The following is a 14,780-nucleotide window of genomic DNA, read 5'->3' as shown; positions in this document are numbered from 1 at the left end:
GTTGGTGCGGGGGCCCGGCGGGGTCGGGGGCACTCCCCGGGGGCTCGTTTCGCCCGGTGGGTTGGGCTCTTGACCCCCGGGTCTCGGGGTGTTTCTAGCGGTTGCGGGCAGGCTGAAGCCTGGCCGTCACCCCATGAGGGCGGCGGCCCTGGCGCGCATCAACCAGTTCGCGGAGGCGAACAACACGTTGAGGTGGTTGAGGTTCTTCGCGATCCCGCGGTAGCGGGTCTTGGTGAAGGCGAAGTCACGCTTGACGATGAGGAACGGGTGTTCGACCTTGGCCCGCACCGACGCCTGGCGTGATGCCACGGCGCGGTCATGCTCGGGCATCGTCTTGAGCACCCCTTTACGTGGGGCGACTTGCCACGTGATTTGTGACAGGTCTTCGTTCTCGGCGATCTCGGGCCGCTTCGCAGCTCCTTGGTACCCGGCGTCGGCGTACACAACCTCGTCATCGGCGCGCACCAGGTGCACCGCCTCGTCCAGGTCATGCACGTTCGCCGCGGTCGCGGTCACCGTGTGGACGTACCCGGTCCCGGCATCAGCGCCGATGTGGGCCTTCATCCCGAAGTGCCACTGGTTGCCCTTCTTCGTCTGGTGCATCGCCGGGTCGCGGGTGCCGGTGGCGTTCTTCGTTGATGACGGCGCCGCGATGATCGTGGCGTCGATGATGGACCCGCCCCGCATGATCCAGCCCTGCTGCGCGAACACCTCGTTCTGCGCCGCCAACAGCTTCTCCCCGAGGTGGTGCTCCTCCAACAAGTGCCGGAAGTGCAGCAGCGTCGTGGCGTCCGGGACCTGCTCGACCGCGAAGTCCAACCCCATGAACCGGCGCATCGCGTACGAGTCGTACACCGCGTCCTCCACGCCCTCATCGGACAGGGAGAACCACACCTGCAGCAGGTACATCCGCAGCATCGTCTCCACCGGCTTGGCCTTACGGCCCCGCTTACCCGCACGATCCGCGTAGTAGAACGGCTCGATCACCCCCACCCACGACGCCCACGGGATCGTGGCGTCCATCGCTTCCAAGAACTTCTCCCGACGCGACACACGCCGCCGGTTGCCGTACTCAATGTCGGTGAAACTGGGCTGATCGATATCCACACCCCATTCTCCCGGGACCCCACCCACCAAGGCCGAAGACGCCCCGGCCAGCCGAGAAAATCAGTGATTCCCTAGGGTGGGACGCCAGACACCGACCCTGCGGTACCGACCTGAGCGAGGAGACCAGCCGTGGCTGACGAGCGGGCCCGATCCCGTCGGGCAGCAGGCCCTCCCGGGCTGCGCACGGCTGCCGTCCACGGCGCCCTCGACGCCTTCGCCGCCCGGCGCAGCGCCGAGCTCGGGCGTCCCCTGCGTGTGCTCGACCTCGGCGGCGGCACCGGCGGCACCGCCGTGCCCCTCGCCGTCGCCGGGCACGACGTCACCGTCGTCGACCCCAGCCCCGACGCCCTCGCCTCGCTGCGCCGCCGCGCCGCCGAGACCGACACCTCGCAGCGGATCCACCCCGTGCAGGGTGACACCGACACCCTCGGCGAGCTCGCCGCGGGCGGCGAGCCGGCGGCATACGACCTCGTCTGCCTCCACGGCACCCTCGAGGTCGTCGACGACCCGGATGCCGCGATGGCGGGCATCGCGACCGTGCTCGCACCCGGAGGCACCCTCTCCCTCGTCGTCGCCCAGCGGCTGCCTGCCGCACTGGCCCGGGCCCTGGCGGGGCAGTTCGCGCGGGCGCAGGCCATCCTCGAGCGGCCTGACGGGCGTTGGGGTGACGACGACCCGGCACCACGCCGCTTCGACGAGAACGTCGTCCTCGACCTGCTGCGCACTCACGGGTTCACCCCGGTCGACAGCCACGGGGTGCGCATCTTCAGCGACCTCGTCCCCTCCGCGCTGGTCGACTCCGAGGCCGACCGGGCTGCGCTGCTCGAGCTCGAGGAGGTCGCGAGCCGCCACCTCGACCACCCGCTGCTCGGTGGCCTCGGCAGCGTCCGGCACGTCCTCGCCACCCGGGGCTGACGGCACCGGAGGCCACCGATGAGCCGACGCCAGTACGCCCTCCCGCACCGGGACGCCAGCGAGCCGCCCGACGACACGGGGTGCACGGTCCTGCACGTCGACATGGACGCCTTCTACGCGGCGGCGACCCTGCTCTCCCACCCCGAACTCGTCGGCACCCCGGTCATCATCGGCGGGGGCAACCGAGGGGTGGTGCTCTCGGCCACCTACGAGGCGCGCCGGTTCGGGGTGACCTCGGCGATGCCGATGTCGCGGGCGCGACGGCTCTGCCCCCAGGCGGTCGTCCTGCCCCCCGACCACGCCCGCTACAGCGCGATCTCCGCAGCCGTCATGGAGACCTTCCGTTCGGTGACCCCGGTCGTCGAGCCGCTCTCGCTCGACGAGGCCTTCCTCGACGTCTCGGGGGCGGTTCGGGCGATGGGCAGCCCGGCGACCATCGGTCAGCACATCCGCGACACCGTCCACGACGAGCAGGGCATCACCTGCTCGGTCGGTGTGGCCTCGACGAAGTTCGTCGCGAAGATCGCCTCCGGACTGGCCAAGCCCGACGGGATGGTCGTCGTGCCGCGCGACGAGGTCGTGCCTTTCGTCCAGCAGCTGCCGGTCGGGGCGCTGTGGGGGGTGGGGGAGCGCACCGAGGACGCCTTGCTGCGCCTGGGCCTGCGCACCGTCGCCGACATCGCCCACACCCCGCTCGCCACGCTCGTGCGCGGCCTCGGCGAGGCCACCGGGCGCCACCTGCACGACCTGTCCTGGGGGCGCGACCCGCGATCGGTCGAGCAGGTGCAGCGGGAGAAGAGCATCGGCAGCGACCAGACCTTCGAGCACGACATCGACGACTCCGCCGAGATCCACCGGCGCCTGCTGGCCCTCAGCGAGCGCACCGCGGCCCGGATGCGGGCCGCCGGACTGACCGGTCGAACCCTCACCCTGCGGGTGAGGTTCAGTGATTTCACGACGATCACCCGGTCGAAGACGCTGCGTGAGCCCACCGACAGCGGGCGGGCCATCCACGAGGGGGCCGTGGCGCTGTTCGACGCCCTCGGGCTCCAGCGGGCCCGGATCAGGCTCGTCGGCGTGCGCATGGAGAAGCTCGTGGAGGCGTCGGCCTCACCCATCCAGGGGGTGATCGGGGAGCCCGAACACGGCTGGCGGGATGCCGATCGTGCCGTTGACCGGGCCCGCTCGCGCTTCGGTGCGGGGTCGGTTCGACCGGCCAGCCTCATCGAACGTGATACATCGACTTCCCCGGGGAGACATCGGGACCTATCCTGAGGGCTCAAGGGACAACAGGGCGTCCGCCGGATGCCCGGGCCGACCACGGGAGGATCCGTGCCCCTCTCAGACCACGAGCAGAAGATGCTCGAACAGATGGAACAAGCCCTCGCTGCCGAGGACCCCAAGTTCGCCTCGCAGATGCAGGGAAGTTCCTTGGCGTCCATGCAGCGGCGACGCTGGTTGATCGGCGCCGTCGGCATCGTGCTCGGGTTGGCCCTGGTCCTCGTCGGCGTCAACACCACCATGTGGGTGGGCGCCATCGGGTTCGCCGTCATGGTGACCGCGGCGGTCTTCGCCGCCACGCCCCCGCGACGAGCGGCGCTGGGTGTCGTCCGTGGTGACGGCAGCACGGCGCCGCACCCGTCAGGGGGCCGCAAGAAGGGTCAGAAGTCGTTCATGGACCGGCTCGATGACCGGTGGGAGAAGCGCCAGAACAACTGGTGAGGTTCGCGACTCAGGGTCGAGTGCCGTGCGACTCAGGTCGCGACGAGCCCACCGACGAACAGGGCGGCGATCGTGAGCCCCGCGGCGAGCTCGATCCCCATGCTGTGCAGCACGGCGACGAGGGCGTGCTTGGTCCGCTCCCAGGCCAGCGCGGTGTCCTTGCTGCGCAGGTACTCGACGACGAAGATCGCCAGCACGAAGCCGATGATCGCGCCGACGACCGGCACCACGAAGAAGCCGACGATGCCGACCAGGACGGCGATGGCCAGCGTGGAGCTGCTCACCCCCCGATCACGCATCCGCTTGCCCGGCAGCGTGTACTGAAGCACCCACCCGATCACGGCGACGAGCAGGCTCGCCGCGAAGATCAGCCATGCGGTGGTTCCACCCTCGAGGGCGGCCCACAACAGGACCCCGCCGAGGATGAGCAGCAGCCCCGGCAGGACGGGCACGACGATGCCGAGGAGCCCCACGATGATGAGCAGCGGGGGGATGACCAGACCGATCTCGTCGACGAGGCCGTCCATGTCAGAGAGAGCTGCCGCCCATCGGGCTCGGCTCCATCAGGCGGTCGCTCTCGTCGTGGATGTCGGCGAGGCCGGCCAGGGCCGGGATGTGCTCGCGGCCGTGGTGGGCACAGAAGAGCAGTTCACCCCCGGCGTGGAGGGTCGCTCGGACGTATGCCTGGGCGCTGCAGCGGTCGCAGCGGTCCGCAGCGTTCAGGGTCGGTGCCAGTGCGGCGTTCACGTCGGCTCCTCAGCTCGCTCGGGTCTGCGTGGTTGCCGTCCGGGGTGGTCGGCGTGCGTTGCAACAGTCAAGCACGTCGGATGCTTCCCGCTGTGCAGGGTGTGGCGGTGTGGCCCCGGTCATGTCCGGATCGTGATCTGCAGCCTGCTGGGCCAGCACCCTCCCGAGGCGCGCCGTGACCGGGAGCGCGACGGGTGCCACGGCATCCGACATCGCCGCGCCGTGCGCCTGAACGAGCCTGTCGCAGGCGGCGACTACCCTGCCTTTCGTGTCCCCCACTGCTGCCAAGAAGGCCGCGACGAGCAAGTCAGCGTCCGAGTACACCGCCCACCACCTCCAGGTCCTCGAAGGGCTGGAGGCGGTGCGCAAGCGTCCCGGCATGTACATCGGCTCCACCGACTCCCGCGGGCTCATGCACTGCCTGTGGGAGATCATCGACAACGCCGTCGACGAGGCCCTGGGTGGCCACTGCGACCGCGTCGAGGTCACCCTGCACGGCGACGGTTCGGTCGAGGTGCGTGACAACGGCCGTGGCGTTCCTGTCGACATCGAGCCCCGCACCGGGCTCAGTGGCGTCGAGCTCGTGTTCACCCGGCTGCACGCCGGCGGCAAGTTCGGCGGCGGCTCGTACACGGCATCCGGTGGTCTGCACGGGGTCGGCGCGTCGGTCGTCAACGCGTTGTCCTCCCGGCTGGACGTCGAGGTCGACCGCGGGGGCAAGACCTATGCGATGAGCTTCCGCCGGGGCGAGCCCGGGGTGTTCTCCGACGTCGCCGGCGCCAAGGGCACCAAGGACCCGTCCCACGAGTTCACGCCCTACGTCGACGTCAGCGAGCTCGAGGTCATCGGTAGGACCCGCCGTGGGGTGTCCGGCACCCGGGTGCGGTACTGGGCCGACAGCCAGATCTTCCTCAAGGACGCGACGTTCGACCTCGAGGGGCTGCTCGCTCGCGCCCGTCAGACCTCCTTCCTCGTCCCCGGGCTGACCATCGTCATCAGCGACCAGCGCGGCGACGAGGTCCGTGAGGAGGTCTTCGTCCACGACGGCGGCATCTCCGAGTTCTGTGAGTACCTCGCTCCCGACCCGGCGGTCACCGACGTGTGGCGGCTGCACGGCAGCGGCACGTTCACCGAGACCGTCCCGGTGCTCGACGCCAACGGCCACATGAGCCCGACGGAGGTCGAGCGTGAGTGCGGCGTCGACGTCGCGGTGCGGTGGGGCACGGGGTACGACACCAAGGTCTCCTCGTTCGTCAACATCATCGCCACCCCCAAGGGCGGCACCCACCTGGCCGGCTTCGAGCAGGCGCTGCTCAAGGTGCTGCGCAAGCAGCTCGAGGTCAACGCCCGGCGCCTGAAGGTCGGCAACGACAAGCTCGAGAAGGACGACGCCCTCGCCGGGCTGACGGCGGTGGTCACCGTGCGCCTGGCCGAGCCGCAGTTCGAGGGGCAGACCAAGGAGGTGCTCGGCACCAACGCCGTGCGCGCCATCGTCGCCCGTGTCGTCGAGAAGGAGCTCACGCAGCGGCTGCTGTCGACCAAGCGCGGCGAGAAGCAGCAGGCCGCGCTGCTGCTCGAGAAGGTCACCGCCGAGATGAAGTCGCGGATCAGCGCGCGGCTGCACAAGGAGACCCAGCGACGCAAGACCGCGCTGGAGTCCTCGACCCTGCCCGCCAAGCTCGTCGACTGCCGCAGCACCGACGTCGAGCGCACCGAGCTGTTCATCGTCGAGGGCGACAGCGCCCTCGGCACGGCCAAGCTGGCGCGCAACAGCGACCACCAGGCGCTGCTGCCGATCCGGGGCAAGATCCTCAACGTCCAGAAGGCCTCGGTCACCGACATGCTCGGCAACGCCGAGTGCGCCGCGATCATCCAGGTGATCGGCGCCGGGTCCGGGCGCACCTTCGACCTCGAGTCGGCCCGCTACGGCAAGGTCATCATCATGACCGACGCCGACGTCGACGGCGCCCACATCCGCACCCTGCTGCTCACCCTGTTCTTCCGCTACATGCGCCCCCTCGTCGAGGCGGGGCGGGTGTACGCCGCCGTGCCTCCGCTGCACCGCCTCGAGGTGATCAACCCCGGGTCCAAGGCCAACGAGGTGATCTACACCTACTCCGAGGCCGAGATGCGCCGCACCCTGGCCGGGCTGAACCGCCGGGGCAAGAAGATCAAGCCCATCCAGCGCTACAAGGGACTGGGCGAGATGGACGCCGACCAGCTGGCGGAGACGACGATGGACCCGGCCCACCGCACGCTGCGCAAGGTCACGGCCGAGCACCTGGAGTCGGCGACCAAGGTCTTCGAGCTGCTCATGGGCGGCGAGGTCGGGCCCCGCAAGGACTTCATCATCGAGTCCGCCCACGCGCTGGACCGCGAGCGGATCGACGCGTGAGCCTGGCGGCCGGCCAGGACGAACTGCGGATCGACCACCCCCTGGCCGCCCTCTGGGGGCGGTACCGCGCCTATCGGGTGCGCTTCATCGCGGCGGTCATCGCCTCGGTGGTCAACAAGGTCGCCGACGTCGTGCCCGAGCTGCTCATCGGGGCGGCCGTCGACGTCGTCATCCGCGGGCAGAACTCGTGGGCGGCCGAGGTGCTCGGGGTCGAGTCCCGGCACGCCCAGCTGGCGTGGCTCGCGGCGATCAACGTCGTCGTCTGGATGATCGAGTCCGGGTCGGAGTACGTCGCTGCCGTGCTGTGGCGGGGGCTGGCCCAAGGCGTGCAGCACGACCTGCGGGTCGAGGCCTACGACCACGCGCAGCACCTCGACCTCACGTGGCACGAGTCCAGGGCGGCCGGCGCGACGGTGGCGACGCTCAACGACGACGTCAACCAGCTCGAGCGTCTGCTCGACGTCGGGTTGCCGTCGATCCTGCAGACCACGCTCAACGTCATCCTCGTCGGGGCGGTCTTCGCGGCGTCGTCGCTGACCCTGCTCGTCGTCGCCTTCCTGCCCATCCCGCTCATCGTGCTCGGCTCACTGGTGTTCCAGCGCCGCCTCGAGCCGTTGTACGCCCGGGTGCGGCAGTCGGTGGCCGACCTCTCCGGGGCCCTGAGCGCGAACCTCGCAGGGGTCTCCACCATCAAGGCCTTCACCGCGGAGGACCGCGAGCGTCAGCGGATCGAGGGCTACTCGAGCGCCTACCGCGAGGCCAACGTGCGGGCGATCGGCTCCTCGGCGGCCTTCGTCCCGCTGGTTCGGATGGCGATCCTCGCGGGATTCACCTGCACGCTGCTCATCGGCGGCTGGTCCGTGCTCGACGGCCAGCTCGAGGTGGGCCTGTACACCGTGCTCGTCTTCATGACCCAGCGCCTGCTGTGGCCGCTCACCGACATCGCCGAGGTCCTCGACCTCTACCAGCGGGGTCGGGCGTCGACGACGCGCATCCTCGAGCTGCTCGCGGTCCCGATCACCGTGCACGCCGGCACCCGAACGGTGCCACGGCCGGTGCGCGGCGGGCTCGAGCTGCGAGGCGTGCGCGCCGGCTACGGCGACGGGCCCGACGTGCTGCACGGCATCGACGTCGTCATCCCCGCGGGTCAGACGCACGCGATCGTCGGTGCGACGGGCTCGGGCAAGTCCACGCTGCTGCGGCTGCTCCTGCGTTTCGACGACCCCCGCTCGGGAGAGGTGCTGCTCGACGGCATCGACGTGCGCGACCTGGACTGGGACTCCCTGCGCGGGTCGATGGGGTATGTCGCCCAGGACGTCTACATGTTCGCCGGCACGATTGCCGACAACATCGCCTACGGCCGGCCCGACGCCTCGCAGGAGCAGATCATCGGCGCCGCCCGGGATGCTGCGGCGATGGAGTTCATCGACGCCCTGCCCGACGGCCTCGACACGTGGGTCGGGGAGCGGGGGGTGACCCTCTCGGGTGGTCAGCGCCAACGGCTCGCCCTGGCCCGGGCGCTGCTGCGCGACCCGGCCGTCGTCGTGCTCGACGAGGCGACGAGCGCGGTCGACAACGAGACCGAGGCGGCCATCCAGCGCGCTCTCGGCGTGGCCACCGCCGAGCGCACGACGGTGGTGGTGGCCCACCGGCTCTCCACGGTCAGGCACGCCGACCGCATCTGGGTGCTCGACCAGGGTGTCGTGCGCGAAGCCGGCACCCACGACGAGCTCGTGGCGGCCGACGGCGCCTATGCCGCCCTGTGGCGCGTGCAGACCGGTGATGCCGCCAATTGATCTGCACCCAAAGCGCCATCAGGCGGGCCACCGGGCCACTGTTGGTCTCGAGGGTGCCGCCCGGCATCCACCGCGGGGTTGGGAGGCGACATGAGCGCGACGGTGGACCAGGGAGCGGGCGCACACGACGGCGGGGATGCCGTGGCGGGGGAGGAGCGGACCGAGCTCAAGCGGGCGATCGGGCCGAAGCTGCTGCTGTTGTTCATCGTCGGGGACATCCTCGGCACGGGTGTCTACTCACTGACCGGGCGGGTGGCGAGCGAGGTCGGTGGCGCCGCGTGGGCTCCGTTCATCGTCGCGTTCGCGGTGGCGCTGGTCACGGCGTTCAGCTACCTCGAACTCGTGACGAAGTACCCGAAGGCTGCCGGTGCGGCCCTGTACACGCACAAGGCGTTCGGCATCCACTTCCTCACCTTCCTCGTGGCGTTCACCGTCATGTGCTCCGGAGTGACCTCGGCGTCCACCGCCGCCAACGCGTTCGCCGCCAACCTCGCCGACGGTTTCGGTCTGGACGGTGAGAACAGCACCCTCGTGCTCGGCATCGCGCTGGCGTTCATGCTGCTCGTCGCCGCGGTGAACGTCCGCGGCGTCAGCGAGAGCGTCAAGGCCAACGTCGTGCTCACGGCCGTCGAACTGTCCGGCCTGCTGCTCGTCATCCTCGTGGGCATCTACGCCGCGACGGGTGGCAAGGCCGACTTCTCTCGGGTCACCGTCTTCGACACCGGGGGCGACAAGAGCGTCTTCCTCGCGATCACCGCCGCCACCTCCTTGGCGTTCTTCGCCATGGTGGGCTTCGAGGATGCCGTGAACATGGCCGAGGAGACCCACGACCCGGTGCGCAACTTCCCGAAGATCATGCTGACCGGGCTCGGGATCACGGGGCTGATCTACGTGCTCGTCGCCATCTTCTCGGTGGCTCTGGTTCCGGTCGGCGAACTGGGGGAGGGCGACACGCCGTTGACCAAGGTGATCTCCGCGGGCCTGCCGGACTTCCCCGCTGACAGCGTGTTCCCGTTCATCGCGATGTTCGCCGTCGCCAACTCCGCGCTGATCAACATGCTCATGGCCAGCCGGCTCATCTACGGCATGGCCCGCCAGGAGGTGCTGCCCCCGGCGCTCGGGTGGGTGCACCGCGGACGGCAGACCCCGTGGGTGGCCATCGTGTTCACGACCGTCATCGCCTTCGGCCTCATCACCTTCGTGAGCACGAGTGACAGCGACGTGGTGCCGGCGCTCGGTGGCACGACGGCCCTGTTGCTCCTCGCGGTGTTCACCGTCGTCAACATCGCCGTGCTCGTCCTGCGCCGCGACCCGATCAACCGCAAGCACTTCGTCACCCCGACGGTGCTGCCCGTGGTCGGGGCCCTGGCCTGCTTCTTCTTCACCCTGCCGGTCACCGGGCGCGACCCCATCCAGTACACCATCGCGGCCTGGCTGCTCGGCATCGGAGTGGTGCTGTGGGCACTGACCTGGGCTGCCAACCGGGCGTTCTTCGGCAAGAAGACCTACCTGCGCGACCCGGAGGACCTCGCGCCCGACGACGCGCCGAAGAACTGACGCAGGACGGTCAGGAAAGCGGGCCGGTCGACTCGCGCACGATGAGCTCGGTCGGCAGCACGACCTCGTCGGTCGGCTCGTCATCATCGAGCAGGGCGCGCAGGAGCAGTTCTGCGGCGGCCCGGCCCTGGGCAGCGACGTCCTGGCGCACCGTGGTCAGACCCAGGACCTCGGAGAGGAGGTAGTCGTCGATGCCGATGACGGACAGGTCGCCGGGCACGGACAACCCGAGGCGGCGGGCGCTCTCGCGCACCCCGATGGCCATCTCGTCGGATGCCGCGACGATGGCGGTCGGTCGGTGGTCACCACGCAGCAGGTCCCGGCTGTCCTGAGCCGCGGCCTCGGCGGTCCAGTCCGAGTTCAGGATCCAGGCCGGCTCGCAGGTCAGGCCGAACTCGACGACGCTGGCCTTGAAGGCCTCGAGGCGGTCCTGCGGGGTCTGGATGTGGGCGACGTTGTCGGGGACGGAGCCGATGTAGCCGACCTTGGTGTGGCCGAGGTCGGCCAGGTGCTGCACCGCGGTGCGCAGGGCGAGCCGGTCATCGATGCGCACGCACGCCCGACCCGGCACGGGTGAGCCGATGGCCACGAGGGGCAGCTCGAGCCGGTCGACGAGGTCGACCTCTTCGGCCGTCATCGGCACGTTGAGCGTGATGATGCCGTCGACCCGCTTCCAGAGCATGTTCTGGGTCAGGGTGAGGCGCTGGTCGTACGTGTCGTCCTCGAGGCCGAAGAGGACGATGTGGTGGCCCTGCGCCCGCAGGGACTTCTCGATGGCGCTCACGAGGGTCGCGAAGAACCACCGGGTGAGGAACGGCGCGACGACGGCCACGACCCTGGTGCGCCCGGAGGCGAGGGACGTGGCCGTCGGTGACGCGACGTAGTGCAGGTCCTCGGCGACGCGAAGGACCTTCTCCCGGGTCTGCGGCGAGACCCGGTCCAGACCCCGAAGGGCGCGGGAGACCGTGGCGACCGACACTCCGGCCACCCGCGCCACATCGGTGATGGTGCTGATGGTCCTCGTTCCTTTCCGAACGCGCGGACCTGAGGGCCTCAGCCCTTCAGGCCACCTGCGAGCAGGCCGCGCACGAAGTACCTCTGGAGGGCCAGGAACACTGCGACCGGGACGATCATCGAGATGAACGCACCAGCCGAGAGCAGGTACCAGGCACTTCCGCGGGAACCGGACAGCTCGGCGACGCGCACGGTGATCGGCGCGACGTCAGGAGTACCACCGAGGAACACGAGCGAGACGAGCAGGTCGTTCCAGACCCACAGGAACTGGAAGATGCCGAAGGCTGCGAGCGCCGGGGTGAGCAGGGGCAGGAGGATCTTGAAGAAGATCGTCACGTGACCTGCACCGTCGACGCGGGCTGCCTCCATGAGCTCGGCGGGGAGCTCCCTCATGAAGTTGTGGATGAGGAAGATCGCCAGTGGGAGCGCGAAGATCGTGTGCGACAACCACACGCTCCAGTACGACGCACCGAAGCCCAGCTTGTTGACGTAGATGTCGAGCAGCGGGATGAGCGCGACCTGCAGCGGGACGATCTGCAGGGCGAACACCGCGACGAACAACGCGTCGCGACCCGGGAACGGCATCCACGCGAACGCGTAGGCAGCCAGGGAGGCCAGGAACAGGGGCAGGGCCACCGCCGGGATGGTGATGACGACGGTGTTGATGAAGTACTGCCCGAGGCCCGCCGATGATCCGGGAGCAAGTGCCTGGCGGTAGTTCTCCAGGGTGAAGGCCCCCGGGTCGCCGAACGCCGTCCACCAGCCGCTGCGGTTGATGGCGCGCTGGTCGCGGAAGGAGGTGACGAGCAGACCGATCGTCGGGATCGTCCACAGGACGGCGATGACGATCGCTGCGACGGACGCCCACGGCGAGGAGATGGCGCGGGCAGCGTCACCCGCGGCGGTCTTCTTCTTGCGGCGGGGCTTGGCCGTCTGCTCCATCTCTGGAGAGATCTTGTCGGGCACGGCCACCGGTTCGAGGGTGCTCATGGCTCAGGCCTCCTTTCGCATCTGGATGATGTTGTACGTCACGATCGGGATGACGAGAATGAACAGCAGCACCGCGAGGGCCGCGCCGAGTCCCGGAGCGTTGAAGCGGAAGCTCTGGCTGTAGAACTCGTTGGCGACGACCGAGGTGTCGAACTGCCCACCGGTCATGGTCCGCACGATGTCGAACACCTTGAGCGTCCCGATGCCGATCGTCGTCACGACGACGACGAGGGCGGCCCGGATGCTCGGCAGCGTGATGTAGCGGAACATCTTGAACGCCTGGACGCCATCGAGCTTGGCGGCCTCGATGATCTCGTCGGGGATGGCCTTGATGGCGGCGGAGAGGACCGTCATCGCGAACCCGGCCTGGATCCAGACCATGACGATGATCAACATGAAGGTGTTGAGCGGCGCGTTGATGAGGAACTGCTGGGTCTCGAACCCGAGCAGCTTCAGGACCGCGTTGAGCAGGCCGATCTGCGGGCGGGACGTCTGCTTGTACTGGTAGACGAACTTCCAGATGATGCCGGCGCCGACCATCGAGATCGCCATCGGCAGGAAGATCAGGGCCTTGGCGAAGGCCTCGCCGCGCGCGCGGTCGATGAGGATCGCGTAGATCAGCCCGATGCTGGTCGCGAGGATCGGGACGAGGATGACCCACAGGGCCGTGTTGCGCAGCACGAGCAGCAGCTCGGGCTGGGTGAACATCGCCGAGTAGTTGCTGAGGGTGAGTCCACCCTCACCGGAGCGCCCGCGCAGCGACTGGTTGATCGTGAGGATCGCGGGGTACATCAGCCCGATCGCGAGCAGGACCACGGCTGGGCCGACGAACAGGGCGCCCTGGACCCGCTCGCCGTTCTTGCCCTTGAACAGGGAGGCGAGGAAGAGCACGAGGCCGAACACGAGCGCGAAGAAGAAGATCGCGAAGAACATCAGGAAGAACTTGCCGGGCACGCTTTGCGCCCGCAGGAACGGCTCGGGAATCGCGGCGGGAACTGCGCCGATGACCGTCGATACCACTGGACATCACCTCCGAGAGGATTACGTCAGGACAGGGGAAACCAAGAGAGCAGGGGTGGGGTGGGGGAGTCCCACCCCACCCCTGCTCGTTGACCTGGGGTGAATCAGGTCAGGGTTGTCACTTCGGCCAGGACTGCTCGATGAAGTCGAGCGTTGCCTTGTCGTCCTTGCCGATGATCCAGTCGGTCATGCCCTTCCAGAACGTACCCGCACCCACGGCACCCGGCATGAGGTCGGAGCCGTCGAAGCGGAAGGTGGCTGCACTGTCGGTGAGCGCCTCGGCGGAGAGCTTGTCGACGGGGTTCTTCAGCAGCGAGGGGTCGGCGTTCTTGTTGGCCGTCACGCAACCACCCGTACCACAGGTCTTGGCGCGCTCGTCAGCCCACTCGACCGAGGAGAGGTAGGTCTGGAAGGCCTTGACCTCGGGACGGTCGGCGAAGGCCGCGGTGAACTCGCCACCACCGAGGACCGGCTTGCTGGAGGAGTCGACGGAGGGCAGGTAGAACGCCCAGACCTCACCCTCGGGACCGACCTCGGTGCCCTCGGGCCAGTTGGCCGCGTAGAACGACGCCTGACGGTGCATGTAGCAGGTGCCGTCGAGGATCGGCTGACCGGCGTCCTGGAAGGACGTCGAGGCGATCGTCTTGACGTCGCCGAAGCCACCGTTGACGAACTTGTCGTTCTTGAGGATCTTGCCGACCTCGGCGAGCGCCGTGGCGACAGCCGGGTCGTTGAACGGGATCTCGTGGTTGACCCACTTGTCGTAGGTCTCGGCGCCGGCGGTGCGGAGCATGACGTCCTCGACCCAGTCGGTGGCCGGCCAGCCGGTGGCGTCACCGGACTCGATGCCTGCACACCAGGGCTTGACGTCGCCACCCTCGGCGGCCATCTTCTCGGACAGGGCGAGCAGGTCGGCCCACGTGGTGGGGACCTCGTAGCCCTTGTCGGCGAAGGCCGACGGCGAGTACCAGACGAAGGACTTCACGTTCGCACCGAGCGGCGCGGCGTAGAAGGTGCCGTCGACGGTGCCGTAGTTCTTCCAGTCCGGCATGTTCTTGTCGACGTTGGCGGCGACCTCCGGCGGGGCGGCCTTGATGGCGCCCGTCTGGACCAGGGTGTTGAGCAGACCCGGCTGGGGCAGGTAGGCGATGTCGGGGGCGTTGCCACCCTTGACACGCACCGGCAGCTGGGCCTCGAACTCCTTGGAGCCTTCGTACTTGATCTCGACGCCCGTGCAGTCCACGAAGGGCTGGTAGGACGCGATGTGCGGTGCGTCCTCGGGAGCGGTGATCGAGGTGTAGACGGTGACCGTCTTGCCCTTGAGGTCGCCGAACGCCGTGTAGGGCGCGCAGTCGATGCTGCTGGTGCTGCCGCTTTCGGCGGTGTCGCCACCGCCGTCGCTGCTGCTTCCGCAGGCCGTCGCGGTGAGTGCCACCGCGAGGACTCCGGACAACGCCGCGATGCGACGCTTGGTGTAGAGGGCCATGTGCCCGCCTCCATTTCACTGGTCGCGCCGA

At 69.0% G+C, this 14,780-nt stretch carries 13 protein-coding genes; 6 read left to right on the top strand and 7 right to left on the bottom strand.

What is annotated here, in order from left to right; genetic code table 11:
* Positions 1-126: 126 nt before the first annotated feature.
* Positions 127-1,101 (bottom strand): IS5 family transposase, encoded by a 975-nt coding sequence (locus tag C8E84_RS03790; RefSeq protein ID WP_159904451.1) that lies wholly within the window; start codon positions 1,099-1,101, stop codon positions 127-129.
* Positions 1,102-1,236: 135 nt separating this feature from the next.
* Between C8E84_RS03790 and C8E84_RS03785 the strand changes: the two genes are divergently transcribed.
* The 3 genes from C8E84_RS03785 to C8E84_RS03775 are packed head-to-tail and all read left to right on the top strand — an operon-like array spanning position 1,237 to position 3,744.
* A complete protein-coding gene (locus C8E84_RS03785; RefSeq protein ID WP_159899601.1) occupies positions 1,237-2,022 on the top strand; it encodes a class I SAM-dependent methyltransferase in 786 nt (261 codons plus the stop codon).
* An 18-nt stretch (positions 2,023-2,040) separates the two neighbouring features.
* Positions 2,041-3,297, top strand: coding sequence for a DNA polymerase IV (dinB, locus tag C8E84_RS03780; protein ID WP_159899599.1), 1,257 nt, complete (start codon positions 2,041-2,043; stop codon positions 3,295-3,297).
* 57 nt (positions 3,298-3,354) lie between these two features.
* Positions 3,355-3,744, top strand: coding sequence for a DUF3040 domain-containing protein (locus C8E84_RS03775; RefSeq protein ID WP_159899597.1), 390 nt, complete (start codon positions 3,355-3,357; stop codon positions 3,742-3,744).
* Between the two features lie 32 nt (positions 3,745-3,776).
* On the opposite strand, the gene C8E84_RS03770 is transcribed toward C8E84_RS03775, so the two are convergent.
* Positions 3,777-4,271, bottom strand: a complete 495-nt coding sequence (locus tag C8E84_RS03770; RefSeq protein WP_159899595.1) for a DUF456 domain-containing protein — start codon at positions 4,269-4,271, stop codon at positions 3,777-3,779.
* Between the two features lies 1 nt (position 4,272).
* Positions 4,273-4,491: a DUF7455 domain-containing protein gene (locus C8E84_RS03765; protein WP_159899593.1), complete on the bottom strand. Its 219-nt coding sequence runs from the start codon at positions 4,489-4,491 to the stop codon at positions 4,273-4,275.
* A 268-nt stretch (positions 4,492-4,759) separates the two neighbouring features.
* On the opposite strand from C8E84_RS03765, the gene C8E84_RS03760 reads away from it, so the two are divergent.
* From C8E84_RS03760 to C8E84_RS03750, 3 genes are all read left to right on the top strand, one after another.
* Positions 4,760-6,886, top strand: a complete 2,127-nt coding sequence (locus tag C8E84_RS03760; RefSeq protein WP_159899591.1) for a DNA gyrase/topoisomerase IV subunit B — start codon at positions 4,760-4,762, stop codon at positions 6,884-6,886.
* A complete protein-coding gene (locus C8E84_RS03755; RefSeq protein WP_159899589.1) occupies positions 6,883-8,682 on the top strand; it encodes an ABC transporter ATP-binding protein in 1,800 nt (599 codons plus the stop codon). Before C8E84_RS03760 ends, C8E84_RS03755 begins: the two co-directional genes overlap by 4 nt.
* Positions 8,683-8,772: 90 nt before the next feature.
* Positions 8,773-10,239, top strand: coding sequence for an APC family permease (locus C8E84_RS03750; protein WP_159899587.1), 1,467 nt, complete (start codon positions 8,773-8,775; stop codon positions 10,237-10,239).
* A gap of 10 nt (positions 10,240-10,249) precedes the next feature.
* On the opposite strand, the gene C8E84_RS03745 is transcribed toward C8E84_RS03750, so the two are convergent.
* The 4 genes from C8E84_RS03745 to C8E84_RS03730 form a co-directional block, all read right to left on the bottom strand.
* The gene (locus tag C8E84_RS03745; RefSeq protein WP_281348902.1) at positions 10,250-11,236 is read right to left on the bottom strand and encodes a LacI family DNA-binding transcriptional regulator; all 987 of its coding nucleotides are present in this window, start codon (positions 11,234-11,236) and stop codon (positions 10,250-10,252) included.
* A gap of 56 nt (positions 11,237-11,292) precedes the next feature.
* A complete protein-coding gene (locus C8E84_RS03740; RefSeq protein WP_159899585.1) occupies positions 11,293-12,243 on the bottom strand; it encodes a carbohydrate ABC transporter permease in 951 nt (316 codons plus the stop codon).
* Positions 12,244-12,246: 3 nt separating this feature from the next.
* Positions 12,247-13,263: a carbohydrate ABC transporter permease gene (locus C8E84_RS03735; protein ID WP_343041386.1), complete on the bottom strand. Its 1,017-nt coding sequence runs from the start codon at positions 13,261-13,263 to the stop codon at positions 12,247-12,249.
* 118 nt (positions 13,264-13,381) lie between these two features.
* Positions 13,382-14,749, bottom strand: coding sequence for an ABC transporter substrate-binding protein (locus tag C8E84_RS03730; RefSeq protein WP_159899583.1), 1,368 nt, complete (start codon positions 14,747-14,749; stop codon positions 13,382-13,384).
* Positions 14,750-14,780: the final 31 nt, after the last annotated feature.

Origin of the sequence: Ornithinibacter aureus, from assembly GCF_009858245.1 — a bacterium.
In the GTDB taxonomy this organism is placed as follows: domain Bacteria; phylum Actinomycetota; class Actinomycetes; order Actinomycetales; family Dermatophilaceae; genus Fodinibacter; species Fodinibacter aureus.
The sequence above is the reverse complement of the archived record's forward strand: the minus strand, read 5'-3'. Positions and strand labels throughout refer to the sequence as shown.

Excerpts from the sequence above, each read along its gene's own strand:
- dinB (WP_159899599.1), top strand. The coding sequence starts at position 2,041 with ATGAGCCGACGCCAGTACGCCCTCCCGCACCGGGACGCCAGCGAGCCG.
- C8E84_RS03770 (WP_159899595.1), bottom strand. The coding sequence starts at position 4,271 with ATGGACGGCCTCGTCGACGAGATCGGTCTGGTCATCCCCCCGCTGCTC.
- C8E84_RS03750 (WP_159899587.1), top strand. The coding sequence starts at position 8,773 with ATGAGCGCGACGGTGGACCAGGGAGCGGGCGCACACGACGGCGGGGAT.
- C8E84_RS03740 (WP_159899585.1), bottom strand. The coding sequence starts at position 12,243 with ATGAGCACCCTCGAACCGGTGGCCGTGCCCGACAAGATCTCTCCAGAG.
- C8E84_RS03730 (WP_159899583.1), bottom strand. The coding sequence starts at position 14,749 with ATGGCCCTCTACACCAAGCGTCGCATCGCGGCGTTGTCCGGAGTCCTC.